Source organism: Pseudomonas sp. NFPP28 (assembly GCF_900115535.1).
In the GTDB taxonomy this organism is placed as follows: Bacteria; Pseudomonadota; Gammaproteobacteria; order Pseudomonadales; family Pseudomonadaceae; genus Aquipseudomonas; species Aquipseudomonas extremorientalis.
Window position 1 is genome coordinate 1 of sequence record NZ_FOWT01000009.1, and the last position, 20,327, is coordinate 20,327.

The window sequence follows — 20,327 nt, forward strand, 5'->3', positions numbered from 1 at the left end:
GCAGCAGCGGTTTTAGCGGCTGGCTTGGCGGCTGGTTTTGCAGCAGCGGTTTTAGAGGCTGGCTTGGCAGCAGCAGGTTTTGCTACGGCTTTAGCGGGTGCCTTGGCAGCAACAGCTTTGCTCGCCGGCTTCTTCGCGCTCGCTGCAACAGCTTTAGCTGGGGTACGAGCGCCCAGCACCTTAGCAACGGCTTCCTTCACACGACCAACGCCCTGGGCCAGCTTCAGGCTTTCCTGAGCATCTTTTTTAAGTTGGGAAATGTAGGCGCGGGTTTCAGCTTGGCGATCCTTGAGGGCGTCCAGCAGATCCTCAAGTTCTTTGACAGCGTCTTTGGCTTTGGCTTGTGCCTTGGCCTTGCCGGCAGTAGCGGAGTCTTGCAGTTTGGTGCGGGATTTGTGCAGCTTCTCTTGCGCTTTACCGCGTTGTTTTTCCAGCTTGGCGAGCAGTTTTTCTGCATCGGCCAACGCTTGGGAACAAGCGCTTTCCAGATGCTCGAGCAAGCTGCCCGAGAGTTGTTGGAGTAAATGCAACGGGGTATTAACAGGCTTCTGTTTGGCCGACATGGTTTACCTCCTGGCTGACGTGGGTGCGGCTCATACTAGCCCTCTGCTCTTACCGCCGCTAGGGCATGTTGACAGTATCGTTTGCCTGGCGTTGCACCGTGAGAAAATTCTTATCGAGATAACGAAAATACGCGGCACTTTTTACGTCACCACACTGGCATAATCCGTCGCACTTTCGGCGGGAGGATGCCCATGTCGCGTTACTTTTTTCTTGTGCTTGGCCTGGCGATTTCGGTGGCCAATGCGAGCGAACAATCGCCGGTAAAAAACACCGACCAGAACCAGCACGACCTCGCCTACAGCCTGGGCGCCAGCCTCGGCGAACGCCTGCGCCAGGAGGTTCCCGACTTGCAGATCCAGGCGCTGGTCGAAGGCCTCAAACAAGCCTATCAAGGCAAACCCCTGGCGCTGGACAACGCACGCATCGAACAGATTCTTGCCCAGCACGAAGCACAAAGCGAAGCTGACGCGCAGGCACCTCAAAGCGAAAAAGCACTCGCGGCCGAACAACAATTCCTGAGCAAAGAAAAAGCCGCAAAGGGTGTGCGCGAGTTGGCGGATGGAATCCTGCTTACCGAGCTCACCCCAGGCACTGGCGACAAGCCGAAGGCCAGCGATCAGGTTCAAGTGAAGTACGTGGGACGGCTACCCGATGGGACAGTGTTCGACCAGAGCGCGCAACCTCAATGGTTTCGCCTGGACAGTGTGATCAGCGGTTGGAGCAACGCGTTGCAACAGATGCCGGTGGGCGCCAAATGGCGCCTGGTGATTCCATCGTCCCAGGCCTATGGCGCCGACGGTGCCGGCGAATTGATCCCGCCCTATACACCCCTGGTGTTCGAGATCGAATTGCTCGGTACCCGACACTGAGGCAACAAAAAACGGTGCGCCATGCGCACCGTTTTTTGTACCCCTATTATCGAGGATCAAGCCTGGGTAGCAGACTCTTCCTTGTGAGCGTTGTGCAGCACTTCGATCAAGCAGTCTTCCAGCTCGAATCGTTCGTGAAGCAACGCGCCCAATTCTTTGAATTTATCCGCCACACAGTTACCGGCATCGCACAGGTCGGTGAACTCGAGCAGCTTCTCAGTGATGACATCGATGCGCGGGTAGAGGGTCTCCGCCAAATCCAGGCCACGCTGATCGTCAAAGGCCTCCGCCTCCTTGGTCAGTTGCTCGTAGACACCGAAATGGCCGGCTGACACGTAGTCCACCAAGACACCACAAAAGTCCTGCAACGGTTCACGGTTCTCGGCCAGTGCTTCAGGCTTGGCGCCAAGAGCATCAAAGGCCCGAACCAGTTCGTGACGTGCCTTCAGCCAGCTGTCGATCAGCTTGTGCACCCCACCCCAGCGTTCCTGAGCATTCTGACAACTTTCCAGCATGATGATCTCTCTTCCCTAATAGGGGCGCTGCCGCCTGGTGCCCGCGCAACACTTCAAGGATAAAGCAGCAGCCGGACAAGGCCGCATCTGACAAACGGTTTGAACTACACGTGCGGGCCAGATTATGCCCGCATGACTATGGCTTCAAGGTACGCAGGAGAGAAAGTTCATACAAGTGTTTAATCCCGTCCTACAAACTGCGACCCGATATCAGCGCCTCGCCGGGCGCAAACGCTGGCTCAAAAACAGCTGTGAAAATTGCATGACGCCCAGTATCAACATCCCAATGAAGAACAGCAGGCTCCACTCCGGCAGGCTCAAGTCAAACAGCGTCCAGTTGATCTCAACGCAGTCGACGGTGCCTTTGACGGTCAATTGCAGAGCCTGCCAAAACGACAGGTTTTCGATCATGTAATGCAGGCTGGGCCAGCAATCAGCCGACTGTCCCGGTGCGGCGTTTTGCAGCAGTACCTGGCGTACGGCGGTAATGGCACCCAGCAGTGCGAAGCCCATGCTCGCCAGCCCATACAGGCAGATAACCGAGCGCTTGGGGTTATGAAGGGCGGCGACCAGATTGACTAATGTGAAACCGGCCAGGAAACCCCGCTGCATCTGGCACAGGAAGCAAGGACGCAACGAGACCCCGAACTCGAGGTAAAACGAGGCGCCCAATGTCAGCGCACCCGCCAGGAACGCAAGGACATACAAGGAGCGTGAAGGGGCCAAAGACATGCTTTATCCGCATCGCGAAAGATAGGTCGCTACGGTAGAGGAAAGGCCTGACCGCTTTCAATACATGCTGGAGCAGACGATTCCGCGAGAGGGTAAGGAGATCCCGCCAGAAGATGGAAGACTTTAGACAACAGAGGGTCGGACTTTACCTACAATCGCGCTGATAGCTGCTTTCCGAGGTCCTGAGGGATTGGCTGCCAGATATATCCGAGCCAACCCTCGCCTGTCTTCCTACCTCAAACCCGAGCCGGGACGGGTAACGGTGAGGCCAGCAAACGGTTATCCAGCAAACCCAGCCCTTCCTGGAACAATTGGTTACTGCGCTCGGTGTCACCCAGTTGGGCCAACAAGCGCGCCAGCTCGGCGCAGGCCTCAGGGTTACGCTGCACTTGCAGGCTGCTTTCCAGATAGTCTCGTGCCTTGCCCCACAAACTGTTTTGCAGGCACAGACGGCCCAACGTCAGCAGCAGGCTGGCATCGCCAGGATGATCCTTCAGCCAACCTTCGGCAAACTTCAGCTGCCGGGCCGGATCGCTGCCACGCAACAGACCATACAGCCGGATCAGGTGGCTGTCGTAACCACGCTTGATGGCGCCGCGCAATGCTTCCTCAGCCTTGGCGTCGGCGCCCAGTTGACGCAATTGCTCGGCATAGGCCAGGACCAATTGCGGCTCCTGACGCTGAGCGGATGTCAGTTGTTGCCAAGCCCGTTCAAGGGACTGCAAGCCGGCCTCGCCCTGTTCTTCACGTTGGGCTGCGAGGCTGAGGTTCTCGCCCCACGCACGACGCTCAAGCTCGGCCAGTTCACTGGCGGGCAGGACTTTGTCCTTGCGCAATTCCGGCAACAGGCGGATCACCGATGACCAGTCGCCCCGCTGCTGATGCAAGCGCTGCAATTGGCGCAGCACCTGCGCGTTATGGGGATGGCGTTCGTGCATCGCCTGCAAGGTGGTCAGCGCACCCTCCGTATCACCACGGTCCAGTTGCAGTTGGGCATGGCTCAAGGCAACCGCCAGCTCGGCCTGGGGCTGACGCTCCAGGGCACGCTCCAGCAAACCATCGGACTCTTCGTAGCGCCCCTGCTCATTGGCAGCACGGGCCGCGCCGAGGTAGTACAGCAGTGGCTGACGCTCGGCTTCGGCAGCGCGGTGCAGGTGTCGCTCGGCGCTGGCCCAGCGGCCTTCGGCGAGGTCCATCTGACCTTGTTCGATGGCGATCTGCACGCGGCGGCTGCGGTTGCGCCGCGACCACGGGTTGACCACGCCACCGGAAGTGGTGACCAGGCTCAGGAGCACGCGGATCAGGTAAATCGCCAAACCGATGGCAAACACCGCCACCACGGTCGCCCACAGGCTTGACTCGTAATGCAGCACGTGCGGGTAGGTGACCAGCACGTAACCGGTGTGTTTCGAAATGCCCACCGCCAGCGCCAGCGCGATGGCAATCGCCAGCACCAGGACCACATAGAAACGTTTCATCAGCTCTACTCCTGCTTCGCCGGCGTCGCCGCCGCCTTGGCTTCGTCGGCAGACAGATGACGCCGCTCAAGGTACGCCTGCACAGCCGCCAGGCTCGCAGCCAGGTCCGGCGTCACCACCGACACCGCCTTGGGCTCAAGCTCTGCAATACGCGCCAGCATCGCCTTGCTCTGTGGGTTGTCCTGGTTGAAGTTGTCCTGCAAGACGCTGCGCGCCTCGCCCAGGGAGCGGCTATAGACTGCCGACTCGCCATTGAGAGCGGCCCATTGTGCTTGCTCCAGGGCCAGGCTCAGGGCCAGGCGCACCTGGTTCAAGCCTTGGCCGGCCAGCAGCGGGCGGATGTTGTCATCCGGGTTGAAGTCGATGCGGAAGTAGCGGGAAATCTGCTCCCACCATTGGCTCCAGCGGCTTTCGGTGTCGGTGGTCGGGCGGCCTTGGGAGGCCGGCTCGGTCAACTGATATTCGGGGGCGATGGCCGCCAATTGCACGACCTGGTCGCGCAAGGCCGCCAATTGCAGGTACAGCCCGGTGCGGTCCGGCTGCTCGGTGCTACGCAGCGCGGCAAGGCTCTTGGCCAATTGCTCGCGTGCCGCGTAGGAGCCGGGATCGCTTTGCTCGCGAAGAATCTCGTCGGCACCCTGCACCAGCGCCTGCGCACTGTTGATGTCCTGCAGGGCAGACAGACGCAGGCTCGCCAGGCGAATCAAGTGTTCGGCCTCGGCCAGACGCCAGTCCTTGCGGCTGGCGCCCAGCACGGTTTCCAGGCGCTGGCTCAGACGTTGCTGGTCGCCCTGCAACTGGGCCACCAGACGACGGCGCTCCTCAAGCTCATCCGCACCCGGCAACTGCGCCAGGCGCGCCGCCAGTTGCTGCTGGCTTTGCTTGAGGGACTGGGACTGGTCATCGAGGGTCTGCACCTGGCCCAACTGCTGTAGGCTGCTGGCCTGCAGGGCGCGGACCTGCCAGATCCCCCAACCGCCGGCGGCAACACCGGCGGCTCCGAGCAGCAGGGCGACGATTGCCAGGCCATTGCCACGGCGCGGCGCGGTGACCGGTGACTCAACCGGCGCATCAAGTGCGGGTTGGGTTTCATCTTTAGGCAAGGCTGTTTCGCTCACGTATCCGTCCTTTGCGTTTCAGAGAGTGGGAACGGTATAGCTCCGTATCGCCACTAACAAAGCCGCGGCACTCGCACCACGACAATCCACAACTTTTTCTGCACCGGCGGCCCGCGCCATCTCCTGGACTCGCGGGCTCGGCACGAACAACGGTAGCTGTGCCACTTGCGGCCAATCGGCTCCGGCCAGGGCTTGCAGGTGTAGAAAACCCTGCCCACTGCTGACCACCAGGCCGTTCAAGCGTTCCAACTGGATGCGTTGCATCAGTACCCCGGCGTCGTAGGCCGGCAGGAAACGGCGATACAACTCCAGGTAGTCGACACTAGCACCTTGCTCACGCAAACGCTCCGCCAGCAGCTCACGACCACCCTCGCCTCGCAGGATCAAGACCTGGGCATCAGGGCGTGCGATAGCCTCGCGCAACGCAGGCAATTGAAGCAAGGCCTCGCTGTCGTCGCCAGTGGGGGGATAGTGAACGGTGAGGCCGTGATCAGCCAATACCTGCGCGGTGGCGGCGCCAACACTGAACCATGGCAACTGCGGCCATGCGCGATCCAACTGCGCGACCGCAAGTCGCGCCGCCGGCTTGCTTACCACGATCACCGCGCAGTAGCGGCTCAGGTCATGGAAGACAGCCTGCTGTTCAGGAGTGACCGGCAGCGGCTCAATATCCAGCAACGGCAAGCTGCTGCTGAAAACCCCCGCATCGGACAACGTGGCCGCCAGGGCCATCGATTCCTCGGCAGGCCGCGTCAGCAGCACACGCCATTCGGTCACTGCGGGCCGGCCTCGCCGTAGACTTTTTGCAGAATGGCACCGGCGCCCTTCTCCAGCAGCGCTTCAGCCACCTGGATACCGAGGGCCGTGGCATCACGTTGCGGGCCACGGACCTCGGCAGTCAGCAGGGTGCCACCCTCCGGATCACCCACCAGGCCACGCAACCACAGGTTTTCACCTTCGAGCACGGCGTAGCAGGCGATCGGCACCTGGCAGCCACCGTTGAGGTGCTTGTTCAGGGCGCGCTCGGCCGTGACGCGCACTTCGGTGTCCTGGTGATCAAGAGGTTTGAGCAGGGCGTGGATTTCTCGGTCGGCGGTACGGCATTCGATGCCAACGGCGCCTTGCCCACCGGCGGGAAGGCTGTCCTCGACGCTGATGGCCGAGGTGATGCGGTCTTCAAAACCGAGACGGATCAGGCCGGCGGCGGCGAGGATGATCGCGTCATATTCACCGGCATCCAGCTTCGCCAGGCGGGTGTTGACGTTGCCACGCAGGAAGCGGATCTGCAGGTCCGGACGACGAGTCAGCAGCTGCGCCTGGCGACGCAGGCTCGACGTACCGACGATGCTGCCCAGAGGCAACTCATCCAACGATGCATAAGTATTGGAAACGAAGGCGTCACGCGGGTCTTCACGTTCACAGATGCAAAACAGGCCCAGGCCTTCTGGAAAGTCCATGGGTACGTCTTTCATCGAATGCACGGCGATATCGGCTTCATTTTGCAGCAGCGCGGTTTCCAGTTCCTTGACGAACAGGCCCTTGCCGCCGATCTTCGACAGTGGCGAGTCGAGCAGCTTGTCGCCACGACTGACCATGGGCACCAGGGACACCTTGAGGCCAGGGTGGGCCTGCTCAAGGCGTGCTTTGACGTATTCGGCCTGCCACAAGGCCAGGGCGCTTTTACGAGTGGCGATGCGGATTTCGCGAGAGGACATGGATCAATCCGTACTGAATAGATACGGCAGATAATAACAGCTCAGGCAAATACGCTTTGATTTGAATCAGCAAGTGCGGGGCCTCCCTGGCCACCTCGCACCGGGATATGGAATGCAGGCCTCGCTACAACCCCTGGGCTAAAGCTGCTGCATCATCTTGCGCACACCGGCCACATGCCGCCGGCTGACGATCAACGCGTCGCCGTTAAGGCCTTTGAGGAAAAGCTGGAAATGCCCCAGGGGCGTGCGCTGCAAACGTTCGATGCGCTCACGGGCCACCAGCGCGTTGCGGTGGATACGCACGAAGCGGTCGCCGAACTCATCCTCAAGCGCCTTGAGCGGCTCATCGAGCAGCACTTCGCCGCCCTGGTGACGCAGCGTCACGTACTTGTGATCGGCAATAAAATAGACCACTTCACTCAGCGGGATAAGTTCGATGCCTTTACGGGTACGGGCGCTGATATGGCTGCGTGGCCCGTTACCACTCTGGGCGGCAGGCTGAGTCAGGGCGGCAAGCTGGACGCGGGTTGGGCGCTCAGCCTTTTTGAGGGCCTTGAGCAAGGCGTCGCCCACCACCGGTTTGATGAGGAAGCTGACACCGCTGGCTTCCAGCGTTTCCGTGGAAAACTCTTCACCGGTTGCGCAAAACACCACGGCAGGTGGCGACTCTCGCTCGCTCAATCGAGCCGCCACTTGCAAGCCATCGAGGCCCGGCATACGGATATCGAGCAACACCACATCCGGCTTGAGGCTGTCGATCAGCGTCAACGCCTCTTCGCCCGTGGTGGCGCTCGGCTCTAATACTGCGTAACCCTCGAGTTCACTGACCAGACGGCTCAGTCGCTCGCGGGCTTGGGGTTCGTCATCAACGATCAGGACATTCATATTGCGCTGGATTCCTGCGTGAGTCTCGCACAAGGATAGCGTAGACAGGTGCGGTGACTTGCGTCACAGCGATCCACGCTAAGACTAGCGCGAGCGGCAAAAAGTGCCCTGAGAGTGGCACCCATATTTACCCGGACCTGTTCAATAGCGCCCAAGACCTGCTGCCTTCGGGCATCGTCGTAGGGTTTGCTGATACACAATCCGAATACCCCCCTTTTTAATGGATAGTCTGGGCTCTGACCGCATTACCCGACTTTGGTGCATTCACACACTATCAGTCCAACTGTAGACGCTCGCCGAGACGACATTGCTCAATCGTCAAATATCGTTTCAATAAGCCCCTTTCCTCAGTCTCGTCCTGGACGCGGTCGACGGCAAGGCACTTAGCCATCCTTTGCACAAATAAAAATGCCGACGACCCGCAGCACCGCGTCCACGGGCAACCCTGTTATTATCGCCGGCACACTTCCATGCCTCTTTATTAAGCAGATCACGAGCGAATCCATGAGCACCGACAAGACCAACCAGTCCTGGGGCGGCCGCTTCAGTGAACCCGTCGACGCCTTCGTCGCCCGCTTCACCGCCTCCGTCACCTTCGACCAGCGCCTGTACCGCCACGACATCATGGGCTCCATCGCCCACGCGACGATGCTGGCCAAGGTCGGCGTGCTGACCGATGCCGAGCGCGATAGCATCATCGACGGCCTGACCACCATCCGTGGCGAGATCGAAGCCGGCACGTTCGACTGGCGCGTCGACCTGGAAGACGTGCACATGAACATCGAGGCCCGCCTCACCGACCGCATCGGTGTGACTGGCAAGAAGCTGCACACCGGCCGTAGCCGCAACGACCAGGTGGCCACCGATATCCGCCTGTGGCTGCGTGACGAGATCGACCTGATCCTGTCCGAAATCACCCGCCTGCAGAAAGGTTTGCTGGAGCAGGCCGAGCGTGAATCGGACACCATCATGCCGGGCTTCACTCACCTGCAGACCGCGCAACCGGTGACCTTCGGCCACCACTTGCTGGCCTGGTTCGAAATGCTCAGCCGCGACTACGAGCGCCTGGTGGACTGCCGCAAGCGTGCCAACCGCATGCCTCTGGGCAGCGCCGCCCTGGCCGGCACCACTTACCCGATCGACCGCGAGTACACCGCACAATTGCTGGGCTTCGACGCTGTTGGCGGCAATTCGCTGGACGGCGTGTCGGACCGTGACTTCGCCATCGAATTCTGTGCCGCCGCCAGTATTGCGATGATGCACCTGTCGCGCTTCTCCGAAGAGCTGGTGCTGTGGACCAGCGCGCAATTCCAGTTCATCGACCTGCCGGACCGCTTCTGCACCGGCAGCTCGATCATGCCGCAAAAGAAAAACCCCGACGTGCCCGAGCTGGTGCGTGGCAAGAGCGGCCGCGTGTTCGGCGCCTTGATGGGCCTGCTGACCCTGATGAAAGGCCAACCCCTGGCCTACAACAAGGACAACCAGGAAGACAAGGAGCCGCTGTTCGACGCCGCCGACACCCTGCGCGACTCGCTGCGTGCGTTTGCCGACATGATCCCGGCGATCAAGCCCAAGCACGCGATCATGCGTGAAGCGGCGCTGCGCGGGTTCTCCACGGCGACCGACCTGGCCGACTACCTGGTGCGCCGTGGCCTGCCGTTCCGCGATTGCCACGAAATCGTCGGCCATGCGGTGAAGTACGGCGTGGACACCGGCAAGGACCTGGCGGAAATGAGTCTGGAAGAACTGCGCCAGTTCAGCGACCAGATCGAACAGGACGTGTTTGCCGTGCTGACCCTGGAAGGTTCGGTGAACGCCCGCAACCACGTGGGCGGGACCGCCCCGGCGCAGGTAAAAGCCGCAGTGGTACGCGGCCAGGCCCTGCTCGCAAGCCGCTAAACAGGTGGGAGGTGCGGTGCAGCCTGGGTTATTTCTTGGCCGCAATCATGGCCCTGAACGCAGGCATCGCCGCCTCCCTGTCCTCCGCCACTTTCTGAGCGTTGGGCATCGCATGCAACATGTCCAGCAACGCCTTGGCCGCCGGCATTTCAGCCAGCAAATCCAGGCCGAACAGTTTTTCGCCCACCGCACAGGCGAGGTTCACGCTGTACATGAAGTACAAATCCGCAATCGTGAAGCTTTCCCCCGCCACATACGGCGCGAACTTGCCGTGCCTGCCCAGCGCACCGACCCCCAGCAGCAACTCGGACCTGGACTTCTCCTTGATCGCCTCCGGCACCGGCATGCCCATAAACGCTTCGGCGTAACACGCGCGGGCCGGCAGCTCGATGTACAACTCGATCTCCCTGCACAGCGCCAGCACCTGGGCTCGCTGGAACGGCTCGGCGGGCAACAGCGAAGGTCCTTCCTGGGTCTGTTCGATGTATTCGAGGATCACACTGGTTTCGTTGATAAACCCCTGCTTTACGCCGAGGGCCGGCACCTTGCCACGTGGGCTCACCGCAAAGACATCGGGGGTCTGCCCAGAGAAAAAGGGCACCTCTTCGAACGGCAGTCCCTTCTCCAGCAGCGCCAGCTTGACCATGTTGTAGTAGTTGCTGACCGAGAATCCGTAGAGCTTGAGCATTGCAGGTGCCTCCAGGCCGGGAATGGGGTTGGCTGCAAGGGTTATAGCCCCCAGGGCCCGGCCTTGCCAGCAGCATCACCCGCCTGAATGGGGGTAGACTGACGCCCTTTCCTTGAGGAGCCAGCCATGAGCGAGCCGACCGATATCGACAACGACGAAGAAGAATTCGCCGAAAACACCCTGATCGAAGCAATCGAGAACCAGATCGAAAGCGAAAACCCGCCGGCGGCCAAAGCCACGTTCAACAAGCTGACACTGGTGGGTTACGAGCGTGAAGAGATCCTGCAACTGATGGCCCACGTGCTGGCTGTCGAGATTGATGCGCTATTGGAAGAGGACCGTGCGTTCAATACCGAATGGTATGAAACTGCACTGCGCGCCCTGCCGGAACTGCCCCCGGAAAAGCAATAATCAGGGGGCGCAGCAACACGCTGGACAGTTCGGCAAAGTGCGTTCACCTTATGGCCTGCTAGCCTCTAATAAATTCTTAGAAAGTCTGGAGTCCTTATGTCGTATACCCCTGAGTTGGTTGCCGAACTGGAAATCCTTGTACTCTTCCCATTGGACAGCACCAAGGAAGGTCTGAAAGTTCACCAGACCGCCGCGCCCACTGCCATCGCTGCTGCCAAGCGCCTGCACGCGAAAGGACTTATCGACCAACCGGACGGGGGCTACCTGACCAGCCTTGGCCGGGACGCTGCCGAACAAGCCCAGACCCTGCTGACCATCCTGACCACTGCCACTACCAAAGAAGCTGCCTGATTCCCTACACCGCCCATGGAGTCCGCTACTGGCGGATTCCGGGGGCATTGCTTTGGAGGTGCGAAAATTCTGACGTCAAAATCCATTTCCCTCTAAACCTCCTACGCTACTGGCTGTAAACTCCTACATGGCCGCCCACGTCGGGCTCTGCGAGCCACCGACTTCGACATGACCCGCACCCATGAGATCCGCCCCGACCTGGACGAAGGCATCGACCGTAAGGTGCTGGCCCAATTGCGCGCGCGTTTCATGGCCCTCAACGAAGGGCGCATGGCCCGGGCTGTCGAAGGGCTGACTCCGCGTCAGCAAAGCGTGCTGACCTTGTTGCCGCTGTTCTTCCACGTCAATCACCCGTTGCTGCCCGGCTATGTATCGGGCAGTACACCGGCCGGCCTGTCGAATTTCGAACCCGACGCCCAGGCACTGACCGAAGCCCAGCGCCTGACCCGCTCGTTCTCCTACAAGCCACGCCACGGCAACCCACCGCGACCGATTCACGGCCTGTTTCTGATGGGCAGCCTTGGGACGCTGGCCCAGGCCGACCAGAGCGATATGGATGTGTGGGTGTGTCACGCCGCCGACCTGAGCGAGGTGGAACTGGCCGAACTGCGCAAGAAATGCCAACTGCTGGAAGCCTGGGCCCTGACCATGGGTGCCGAGGCGCACTTCTTCCTGATCGAGCCGACACGCTTTGTGCTCGGTGAGCGCGACACACAACTGAGTTCCGACGATTGCGGCACCACCCAGCATTACCTGTTGCTGGACGAGTTCTACCGCACCGCCATCTGGCTCGCCGGGCGTACACCGATCTGGTGGCTGGTGCCGGTGTATGAAGAGACTCGTTATGCCGAGTTCACCCACACGCTGATTTCCAAGCGCTTTATCCGTGCCGACGAAACCCTGGACCTTGGCCACCTGGCGCGCATCCCTCCGGGCGAATTCATCGGCGCCGGGTTGTGGCAGCTGTTCAAGGGCATCGAGTCGCCCTACAAGTCGGTGCTCAAGCTGCTGCTGACCGAGGTCTATGCCAGCGAACACCCGAACGTGCACTGCCTGAGCCTGCGCTTCAAGCGCGCGGTATTCGCCAACCAGATGGACCTGGACGAGCTGGACCCCTACATCGTGGTCTACCGCCGTATCGAGGAATACCTCAAGGCCCGCAACGAGCCAGAACGCCTGGAGCTGGTGCGGCGTGCGCTGTACCTCAAGGTCAACCGCAAGCTCAGCGCCGGCCAGCGCAGCACCAGCTGGCAACGCCTGCTGCTGGAGCGCCTGGCCCATGAATGGGGCTGGGACCAGCGCCAACTGACACTGCTGGACAGTCGCAGCCAATGGAAAGTACGCCAGGTCGCCTCCGAGCGCCGCGCACTGGTCAACGAGCTCAATTACAGCTATCGCTTCCTGACCCAGTTCGCTCGCACCGAACAGACCGTCAGCCTGATCAACAAGCGCGACCTCAACGTATTGGGCCGGCGCCTGTATGCCGCCTTTGAACGCAAGGCCGGCAAAGTCGAGTTCATCAACCCCGGCATCGCCCCGGACCTGGCCGAAGACACCCTGACCCTGGTGCAATCGCCCAATCGCAAGGAGCCGGGCCAACACCACTGGGGCCTGTACAACGGCAACCTCACGGCCCTGGAATGGGAGCACTTCGCGCCGATCAAGCGCAGCCGCGACCTGCTGGAGATGCTCACCTGGTGCCATCGCAACGGTGTGATCGACAGCAGCACCCGCCTGGCCCTGCACCCCGGCACCAGCGACATGACTGAGTTCGAGCTGTTCAACCTGCTGGGCAGCCTGCAACAGAGCGTCGCCCTGCCCCTGGCCAGCGTCGATGAAGAGCGCCTGCTGCGCTCGGCGGTGCCTGAGGAAGTCCTGCTGCTGATCAACGTCGGCGTCGACCCGCTCAAGCACCACCGCGACCTGAACATCCTGATGACCACCGAACGCACCGACTCCCTGAGTTATGCCGGTGTGCGCGACAACCTGGTGCTGACCCTGGACCAGGTCACGCTCAACAGCTGGAACGAGGTGATGGTCAGCCGCTACGACGGCCCTCACGCCCTGCTCGACTGCCTGCGCGACTACCTCAATCAATTGCCGGCGGACCATCTGCCACGGCTGCGGGTGCGCTGCTTCTGTCACAACCGCGCACAGTTCATTGCCCAGCGCGTGGAAGAAATCTTCGACACCGCCCAGAACCTGCTGCTCGGTCAGGGCAATCACCGTTACCTGCTCCAGGTACAGCAGCACTATCACGTGATGGAGCTGATACCGGGCCAGGCGACCCACGTGTCACTGCCCACCCAGGACGCGCTGATCGCCTACCTCAGCGAAGAACTGGCCTGCTACAGCCCGCTGCATCTGGACGCCATGGCCCTGGAAGACCATGACCTGGCGCTGCTGCTGCCGATGGGGCTAGCCGATTGCGTGCAGGTGTTCTACCGAGTCAACGAAGGCTTCGCCGAGTTGTATGTGCTGGATGAATTCAACGCGTTGTGGCAGCAGCGCTTGCCGTTCCATGACGAACAGAGCCTGCTGGCGCCGTTGCAGCGCTTTTTGCAGTCGATCATTTATCGCCGCGACGCGCTGTCACCGCTGGACACGCATGAGCCACTGGGCGCAGTGCAAACCTTGTATTACCAACTGTTGCCGTCGGGCAGCGGTCGCGCGCGCGGCATCGAGCCTCGCCCTGCGCCGTCGAACCCGGCGAATAAACCGTTCTATGACGTGCAGGCGATTATCGGCAAGGCAGCGCCGGGCCAAGTGGGGATCACCCTGTACTGCAATCAGCGGGAGTTTTCCGAGCTGGAATTTGGCGACCAGCTGTTTGCAGTGGTCGCCCAGGAAATCGTCGGGCAACGCCGGGAGCCCGAACGTTACCGCTGCTACATCACCGACTTAGACCTGTCCGGCCTGCTCGGTGATGTGCAAAGCCCCAGCAACCTGTACCTGCGCTACAAGGCCGAGCTGGAACTGTCGCTCAACGAGGCGCTGAGCCGGATTTAAAGAGGGAAGGCACCGCCGTCCTTGGGCTGGCCTTCAACACTGAGCAATTCCAGCTTGAGCGTCTTGCCGCCAGGGGCCGGCCAGTCGATATGCTGGCCAACCTGCAGGCCAAGCAAAGCACTGCCTACCGGTGCCAGGATCGAGATCTTGCCTTCATCGGCATTGGCATCTTTCGGGTAGACCAGGGTCAGGTGGTAGTCCTTGCCGCTGCCTTGCTCACGGCAATGCACGCTGGAGTTCATGGTCACGACACCCGCAGGCACTTCATCGTGGCCAACCACTTCTTCGGCGCGGTCGAGTTCGGCTTGCAACGCTTCGACGCCGGGAGATTCGTCGCCCAGGCGGTCGATCAGTTGCTCCAGACGCTGCACGTCAAGACGGGTGAGGATGATGGACGGTGCGGTGGTCATGATTCAGGCAGACTCCTTTTTTCTGCACAAAAAAGCAAAACCCCGCCAGGAAAGGCGGGGTTCTCACGGGCCTCGATGAGTTGAGGCGTATCCGGACACTACCACAGCGTCACAAATAAACAAGACGGCCTCAGGCGCGGGCCCGGCGCTGCTCGGCCTCGGCGCAGATGATCCGGCGCCGTGCATCGTCGGCAGAGCGCCATTCACGGATGTCTTCCACATGGCGGAAACAGCCGAGGCAGACTTTCTGCTCGTCCAGGCGACACAAACTGATACAAGGTGACGGCACCGCCGGGCTGACATTACTGAACAGCGGCTTGGGCGGACGGACGGGAGCAGGCTGGGTCACCATCAAATCTCGTCGAAATCCAGGTCGGCGCCGGCTTGTTCCTTGACCAGGCGCGCGAGCATTTCACTGAGCAGTTCATCGCTGGTGTCACACTGCCAATTGTTGTCTTCTTCGTTGAAATCAAAGTGAAAACCACCGGAACGCGCAGCCAGCCACAACTGACGCAGCGGTTCCTGGCGGCTGAAGATCAATTGAGTGCCGTTTTCAAACTTGACGGTCAGTACACCGGCCGAGTTTTCCAGGTCCACGTCCAGGCCGCTGTCGTCGAAAATATCTTCCAGCGCCTGCTGGGTCGAATCCACCAGGTCGTGAAAACGGGCTTCGGTCAAACTCATTGTGGCAACCTCAAAAGTGTCTGGTTTTGCTCGAGCGCCGCACGATACGGGCGAGCCCCGCCGATTGCAAAGGATACCGATTCCATCACGATTGGCGGTACGAAATATCCACGGCCAGCGTAGTCCACTTCATCTTCATGTCGGCAACCCCCCGCCGGACGGGTATTCCAGCGCATAGGCAAGCTGGCGGGTGGTCGGTATACTCGGGCGCAATTAATGCATATTCAAGGATTTCGCCATGAAGCGCCTGATCTCTTCCCTTGCTGCGCTCGTCGCGGTCGCTTGCCTCGTTAGTGCCTGTGGTCAAAAAGGCCCGCTGTACCTGCCCGATGACAGCAAAGACCCGAATGAACAGGCGCAATCGTCGCAAAAACCATCCAAAGCGCATAAGCACGACACCTACGAATAAGGGTACTCCATGGACGCTTTTAACTACCGGGACGGCGAGCTGTTCGCGGAAGGCGTGGCGTTGTCCGCGATTGCCGAGCGCTTTGGCACCCCGACCTATGTGTATTCCCGTGCGCATATCGAAGCCCAGTACCGCTCGTTCACCGATGCGCTCGACGGCGTGCCGCACCTGGTGTGCTACGCGGTCAAGGCCAACTCCAACCTGGGTGTACTGAATGTCCTGGCGCGCCTCGGCGCTGGTTTTGACATCGTCTCCCGTGGCGAGCTGGAACGTGTGCTGGCTGCCGGCGGCAAAGCCGACAAGATCGTGTTCTCCGGCGTCGGCAAGACCCGCGAAGACATGCGCCGCGCCCTGGAAGTCGGCGTGCATTGCTTCAACATCGAATCCACCGATGAACTCGAGCGCCTGCAGGTCGTGGCCGCCGAGATGGGCGTTCGCGCGCCGATCTCCCTGCGCGTCAACCCGGACGTCGACGCCGGCACCCACCCGTACATTTCCACCGGTCTCAAAGAGAACAAGTTCGGCATTGCCATTGCCGACGCCGAAGATGTGTACATCCGCGCCGCCCAACTGCCGAACCTGGAAGTGCTGGGCGTCGACTGCCATATCGGCTCGCAACTGACCAGCCTGCCTCCGTTCCTGGATGCCCTCGACCGCCTGCTGGCGCTGATCGACCGTCTCGGCGAATGCGGTATCTACCTGCACCACATCGACCTCGGTGGTGGCGTGGGCGTGCGTTACCGCGATGAAGAGCCACCGCTGATCGCTGACTATATCCAGGCCGTGCGCGAGCGCATCGAAGGCCGCGACCTGACGCTGATGTTCGAGCCGGGCCGCTATATCGTCGCCAACGCGGGCGTGCTGCTGACCCAGGTCGAGTACCTCAAGCACACCGAGCATAAGGACTTCGCAATCGTCGATGCGGCGATGAACGACCTGATCCGCCCGGCGCTGTACCAGGCCTGGATGAATGTCACCGCCGTGACGCCTCGCGCCAGTGAAGCCCGCGCCTACGACATCGTCGGCCCGATCTGCGAGACCGGCGACTTCCTGGCCAAGGATCGTCAGCTGGCCCTGGAAGAAGGCGATCTGCTGGCCGTGCATTCGGCCGGTGCCTATGGGTTTGTCATGAGTTCCAACTACAACACCCGCGGGCGTACCGCCGAGGTGCTGGTGGACGGTGATCAAGCGTTTGAAGTGCGTCGCCGCGAGACGGTAGCCGAGTTGTATGCTGGCGAAAGCCTGCTGCCGGAGTAAGCCATGCTGCTGCGTTTTACCAAGATGCACGGGCTGGGCAATGATTTCATGGTCCTCGACCTGGTCAGCCAGCACGCGCATATCCTGCCCAAGCACGCTAAACAGTGGGGCGATCGTCACACCGGCATTGGTTTCGACCAGTTGCTGATCGTCGAGGCGCCGAGCAACCCGGAGGTGGATTTCCGTTACCGGATCTTCAACTCCGACGGCTCCGAAGTGGAACAGTGCGGCAACGGTGCACGCTGCTTCGCGCGCTTTGTGCTGGACAAGCGCCTGACCGCCAAGCGGCAGATCCGCGTCGAGACCAAGAGCGGCGTGATCGAGCTGGATATCCGCAGCGATGGCCAGATCAGCGTCAACATGGGCGCGCCACGCCTGGTGCCGGCGGATATTCCGTTCCAGGCCACCGAGCAGGCTGTCAGCTATGCGTTGGACGTGGACGGCAAGACCATCGATATTGCCGCCGTATCCATGGGCAACCCCCATGCCGTGCTGCGGGTCGACGACATCAACAATGCGCCCGTGCATGAATGGGGGCCGAAGATCGAACACCACCCGCGCTTTCCGGCACGGGTCAACGTGGGCTTCCTGCAGGTGATCGACCGTTCCCGCGCGAAATTGCGCGTGTGGGAACGCGGCGCCGGAGAAACCCAGGCCTGCGGCACCGGTGCGTGCGCCGCTGCCGTGGCCGCGATCAGCCAGGGGTGGATGGATTCGCCACTGCTGATCGACCTGCCCGGCGGACGCTTGTCCATCGAGTGGGCTGGCCCTGGCCACCCGGTGATGATGACCGGGCCGGCCTCGCGCGTATACGAAGGACAGGTCCGTCTATGAGTGAGCCAAGCCAATGACCGATAAGCCTCAAGTACCCGCACAAGCATCCCCGAGCAACAGCCTGGAGGCCGCTGCTGTCGCGGCGTACCTTGAGGCTAATCCGGACTTCTTCGTCGAACACGAAGAGCTGTTGCCGGCCCTGCGCATCCCTCACCAGCGCGGCGATACCGTATCGCTGGTAGAGCGGCAGATGAAGATACTGCGCGAGCGCAACATTGAAATGCGCCACAAGCTCTCGCACCTGATGGACGTCGCCCGCGACAACGATCGCCTGTTCGAGAAAACCCGCCGCCTGATCCTGACCCTGATGGATGCCACCAGCCTTGAAGAAACGGTGATCGCGGTGGAAGACAGCCTGCGCCAGGACTTCCAGGTGCCGTTCGTGAGCCTGATCCTGTTCAGCGACAACCCGATGCCGGTGGGTCGTTGGGTCAGCGGCAGCGACGCACAAACCACCATCGGTGGCCTGCTGTCCGAAGGCAAGACCATCAGCGGCACCTTGCGTGAGCATGAGCTGGACTTCCTGTTTGGGGCCGAACAGCGCAAGCAGATCGGCTCCACTGCCGTCGTCGCCCTCAGTCATCAAGGCCTGCATGGCGTGCTGGCCATCGCCAGCCGCGATCCTCAGCACTACAAAAGCTCCGTGGGTACCTTGTTCCTGACCTACATCGCCGAAGTACTGGGCCGCGTCTTGCCGCGTTTCACCACCGCCCTGCGCGCGGTGCGCTAGCCATGGATCGGCAACTGGACGCTTACTGCGCTCACCTGCGCAACGAGCGCCAGGTGTCGCCCCATACCCTGGAAGCCTATCGACGGGACTTGAACAAGGTCCTGACGTACTGCGAAAAACAACAGATCAGCAGCTGGCAGGCCCTGGATATCCAGGGCCTGCGCAGCCTGATCGCGCGACTGCATCAGGCCGGCCAATCCTCGCGCAGCCTGTCGCGCCTGCTCTCGGCGGTGCGTGGGCTCTATCACTACCTGAACCGTGAAGGCCTGTGCGACCACGACCCGGCCAACGGCCTGTCGCCACCCAAGGGCGAGCGGCGCCTGCCCAAGACCCTGGACACTGATCGTGCCCTGCAACTGTTGGACGGTGCGGTCGAGGATGATTTCCTGGCCCACCGCGACCAGGCGATTCTGGAATTGTTCTATTCCTCGGGCCTGCGCCTTTCTGAGCTGACCGGCCTGAACCTGGATCAACTGGACCTGGCCGACGGCCTGGTGCAAGTGCTCGGCAAGGGCAGCAAGACCCGCGTCCTACCGGTAGGCCGCAAGGCACGGGAAGCATTGCAGCTGTGGTTGCCGCTGCGCCTGCTGACCAACCCGGCGGACGATGCGGTGTTCGTCAGCCAGCAAGGCCGGCGTCTTGGACCAAGGGCGATTCAGGTGCGGGTGAAGGCCGCCGGGGAGCGAGAGCTGGGGCAGAACCTGCACCCACATATGCTGCGACACTCTTTCGCCAGCCATCTGCTGGAATCGTCCCAGGACCTGCGCGCCGTGCAAGAGCTACTGGGCCACTCCGATATCAAGACCACACAGATCTATACCCATCTGGATTTCCAACACCTGGCAACGGTATACGACAGCGCCCACCCAAGGGCCAAACGCATCAAGGACGGCGACTCATGAGTATCAAGCTGATCACCTTCGACCTGGACGACACGCTCTGGGACAACGTACCTGTCATCATCAGCGCCGAGGCGTCGATGCGCGAATGGCTGGCGCTTAACGCCGCCAAGGTCGGCGATTTGCCGCTGGAACACTTCGCCAGTCTTCGCCAACAGGTGCTGGAGCGCCATCCCGAGCTGAAACACCGCATCAGCATCCTGCGTCACCGGGTGTTGATGCATGCATTTGAAGAGGCTGGTTATCCGCAGCCTGAGGCCACGGAAATGGCCGATGTGTGCTTCGAAGCATTCATTCATGCGCGCCACCAGCTCACTCCGTTTCCCGAAGCCGAGCCTATGCTCCAGGCGCTACGCCAGCACTTCCTGCTGGGTGTGATCACCAACGGCAATGCCGATGTGCAGCGTGTTGGCCTGGCGGACTACTTCCATTTTGCACTGCGGGCCGAAGATATCGGCATCGCCAAGCCAGATGCGCGGTTGTTTCAGGAGGCCTTGCAGCGTGGTGGCGTGGACGCAAGTGCGGCGGTGCATGTTGGCGATCATCCGGGGGATGACATTGCCGGGGCGCAGCAGGCGGGGTTACGGGCAGTGTGGTTTAACCCGACGGGTAAGGCATGGGAGGGGGACAAGCGACCGGATGCGCAGATTCGTAGCCTGACAGAGTTGCCGGAACTGCTGCGCAGCTGGAAGTAACACCGTAGGTCAGCATGTGGGAGGGGGCTTGCCCCCGATTACAGTGGGTCAGCCAATATATTCGTTGGCTGATACACCGCTATCGGGGGCAAGCCCCCTCCCACATTTTTTATCGCCGGTAACGTCCAGGCATGAAAAAACCCGCAGCGACGGCGGGCTTTTTCTTACAAGCAGG

The 20,327-nt window shown here is 61.2% G+C and carries 23 protein-coding genes; 11 read left to right on the forward strand and 12 right to left on the reverse strand.

All coding sequences use genetic code 11. The annotated features are described in order from the left end of the window. Positions 1–563, reverse strand: a 563-nt coding sequence (locus BM110_RS22245) for an AlgP family protein (protein ID WP_218189516.1), incomplete at its 3' end; no start/stop codon positions are given. Between the two features lie 192 nt (positions 564–755). On the opposite strand from BM110_RS22245, the gene BM110_RS22250 reads away from it, so the two are divergent. Next, complete coding sequence (locus BM110_RS22250) at positions 756–1,433, forward strand: FKBP-type peptidyl-prolyl cis-trans isomerase (protein WP_092241732.1); 678 nt, start codon at positions 756–758, stop codon at positions 1,431–1,433. A gap of 56 nt (positions 1,434–1,489) precedes the next feature. Here BM110_RS22250 and rsd read toward each other — a convergent pair whose 3' ends face one another. The 7 genes from rsd to BM110_RS22280 all read right to left on the reverse strand — a co-directional run bounded on the left by rsd (position 1,490) and on the right by BM110_RS22280 (position 7,876). Continuing rightward, positions 1,490–1,948, reverse strand: coding sequence for a sigma D regulator (gene rsd, locus BM110_RS22255; protein WP_092241730.1), 459 nt, complete (start codon positions 1,946–1,948; stop codon positions 1,490–1,492). A 210-nt stretch (positions 1,949–2,158) separates the two neighbouring features. Continuing rightward, positions 2,159–2,680 carry a disulfide bond formation protein B gene (locus BM110_RS22260; protein WP_071488036.1) on the reverse strand — a complete coding sequence of 174 codons (522 nt, stop codon included), beginning with the start codon at positions 2,678–2,680 and terminating at the stop codon, positions 2,159–2,161. 236 nt (positions 2,681–2,916) lie between these two features. Then, positions 2,917–4,158 carry a heme biosynthesis protein HemY gene (locus BM110_RS22265; RefSeq protein WP_071488037.1) on the reverse strand — a complete coding sequence of 414 codons (1,242 nt, stop codon included), beginning with the start codon at positions 4,156–4,158 and terminating at the stop codon, positions 2,917–2,919. A gap of 5 nt (positions 4,159–4,163) precedes the next feature. Continuing rightward, the gene (locus BM110_RS29925) at positions 4,164–5,276 is read right to left on the reverse strand and encodes a uroporphyrinogen-III C-methyltransferase (RefSeq protein ID WP_093527184.1); all 1,113 of its coding nucleotides are present in this window, start codon (positions 5,274–5,276) and stop codon (positions 4,164–4,166) included. A gap of 18 nt (positions 5,277–5,294) precedes the next feature. Further along, positions 5,295–6,053 carry a uroporphyrinogen-III synthase gene (locus BM110_RS29930; protein ID WP_092241727.1) on the reverse strand — a complete coding sequence of 253 codons (759 nt, stop codon included), beginning with the start codon at positions 6,051–6,053 and terminating at the stop codon, positions 5,295–5,297. Next, the gene (gene hemC, locus BM110_RS22275) at positions 6,050–6,991 is read right to left on the reverse strand and encodes a hydroxymethylbilane synthase (protein ID WP_093120456.1); all 942 of its coding nucleotides are present in this window, start codon (positions 6,989–6,991) and stop codon (positions 6,050–6,052) included. The genes BM110_RS29930 and hemC overlap by 4 nt, the downstream gene beginning before the upstream one ends. Positions 6,992–7,129: 138 nt before the next feature. Then, positions 7,130–7,876 carry a LytR/AlgR family response regulator transcription factor gene (locus tag BM110_RS22280; RefSeq protein ID WP_093514192.1) on the reverse strand — a complete coding sequence of 249 codons (747 nt, stop codon included), beginning with the start codon at positions 7,874–7,876 and terminating at the stop codon, positions 7,130–7,132. Between the two features lie 504 nt (positions 7,877–8,380). Between BM110_RS22280 and argH the strand changes: the two genes are divergently transcribed. Continuing rightward, positions 8,381–9,775, forward strand: a complete 1,395-nt coding sequence (gene argH / locus BM110_RS22285; protein ID WP_071488042.1) for an argininosuccinate lyase — start codon at positions 8,381–8,383, stop codon at positions 9,773–9,775. Positions 9,776–9,803: 28 nt separating this feature from the next. Here the strand turns inward: argH and BM110_RS22290 are convergent, their stop codons facing one another. Next, positions 9,804–10,463, reverse strand: coding sequence for a glutathione S-transferase family protein (locus BM110_RS22290; RefSeq protein WP_093514193.1), 660 nt, complete (start codon positions 10,461–10,463; stop codon positions 9,804–9,806). A gap of 126 nt (positions 10,464–10,589) precedes the next feature. On the opposite strand from BM110_RS22290, the gene BM110_RS22295 reads away from it, so the two are divergent. The 3 genes from BM110_RS22295 to BM110_RS22305 all read left to right on the forward strand — a co-directional run bounded on the left by BM110_RS22295 (position 10,590) and on the right by BM110_RS22305 (position 14,234). Next, the gene (locus BM110_RS22295; protein WP_058424213.1) at positions 10,590–10,874 is read left to right on the forward strand and encodes a hypothetical protein; all 285 of its coding nucleotides are present in this window, start codon (positions 10,590–10,592) and stop codon (positions 10,872–10,874) included. Positions 10,875–10,970: 96 nt separating this feature from the next. Further along, positions 10,971–11,225, forward strand: a complete 255-nt coding sequence (locus BM110_RS22300; RefSeq protein WP_010207442.1) for a TIGR02647 family protein — start codon at positions 10,971–10,973, stop codon at positions 11,223–11,225. A gap of 168 nt (positions 11,226–11,393) precedes the next feature. Beyond that, a complete protein-coding gene (locus tag BM110_RS22305; RefSeq protein ID WP_092241720.1) occupies positions 11,394–14,234 on the forward strand; it encodes a class I adenylate cyclase in 2,841 nt (946 codons plus the stop codon). Here the strand turns inward: BM110_RS22305 and rnk are convergent. From rnk to cyaY, 3 genes are all read right to left on the reverse strand, one after another. Further along, positions 14,231–14,644: a nucleoside diphosphate kinase regulator gene (gene rnk, locus BM110_RS22310; RefSeq protein ID WP_058424215.1), complete on the reverse strand. Its 414-nt coding sequence runs from the start codon at positions 14,642–14,644 to the stop codon at positions 14,231–14,233. The genes BM110_RS22305 and rnk overlap by 4 nt on opposite strands. A 130-nt stretch (positions 14,645–14,774) precedes the next feature. Then, the gene (locus tag BM110_RS22315; protein ID WP_092242377.1) at positions 14,775–14,993 is read right to left on the reverse strand and encodes a DUF1289 domain-containing protein; all 219 of its coding nucleotides are present in this window, start codon (positions 14,991–14,993) and stop codon (positions 14,775–14,777) included. Positions 14,994–14,995: 2 nt separating this feature from the next. Further along, positions 14,996–15,328 carry an iron donor protein CyaY gene (cyaY, locus tag BM110_RS22320; RefSeq protein WP_092241718.1) on the reverse strand — a complete coding sequence of 111 codons (333 nt, stop codon included), beginning with the start codon at positions 15,326–15,328 and terminating at the stop codon, positions 14,996–14,998. A gap of 238 nt (positions 15,329–15,566) precedes the next feature. Between cyaY and BM110_RS22325 the strand changes: the two genes are divergently transcribed. The 6 genes from BM110_RS22325 to BM110_RS22350 are packed head-to-tail and all read left to right on the forward strand — an operon-like array spanning position 15,567 to position 20,152. After that, positions 15,567–15,737, forward strand: a complete 171-nt coding sequence (locus tag BM110_RS22325) for an LPS translocon maturation chaperone LptM (protein WP_010207449.1) — start codon at positions 15,567–15,569, stop codon at positions 15,735–15,737. A 9-nt stretch (positions 15,738–15,746) separates the two neighbouring features. Continuing rightward, positions 15,747–16,994 carry a diaminopimelate decarboxylase gene (lysA, locus tag BM110_RS22330; RefSeq protein WP_092241716.1) on the forward strand — a complete coding sequence of 416 codons (1,248 nt, stop codon included), beginning with the start codon at positions 15,747–15,749 and terminating at the stop codon, positions 16,992–16,994. Between the two features lie 3 nt (positions 16,995–16,997). Next, complete coding sequence (dapF, locus tag BM110_RS22335) at positions 16,998–17,828, forward strand: diaminopimelate epimerase (protein WP_093120442.1); 831 nt, start codon at positions 16,998–17,000, stop codon at positions 17,826–17,828. A gap of 13 nt (positions 17,829–17,841) precedes the next feature. After that, positions 17,842–18,558, forward strand: a complete 717-nt coding sequence (locus tag BM110_RS22340) for a DUF484 family protein (protein WP_071488047.1) — start codon at positions 17,842–17,844, stop codon at positions 18,556–18,558. Positions 18,559–18,560: 2 nt separating this feature from the next. Further along, complete coding sequence (gene xerC / locus BM110_RS22345) at positions 18,561–19,460, forward strand: tyrosine recombinase XerC (protein ID WP_093514194.1); 900 nt, start codon at positions 18,561–18,563, stop codon at positions 19,458–19,460. Continuing rightward, positions 19,457–20,152, forward strand: a complete 696-nt coding sequence (locus tag BM110_RS22350; RefSeq protein ID WP_092241710.1) for an HAD family hydrolase — start codon at positions 19,457–19,459, stop codon at positions 20,150–20,152. The genes xerC and BM110_RS22350 overlap by 4 nt, the downstream gene beginning before the upstream one ends. Positions 20,153–20,327 lie beyond the last annotated feature (175 nt).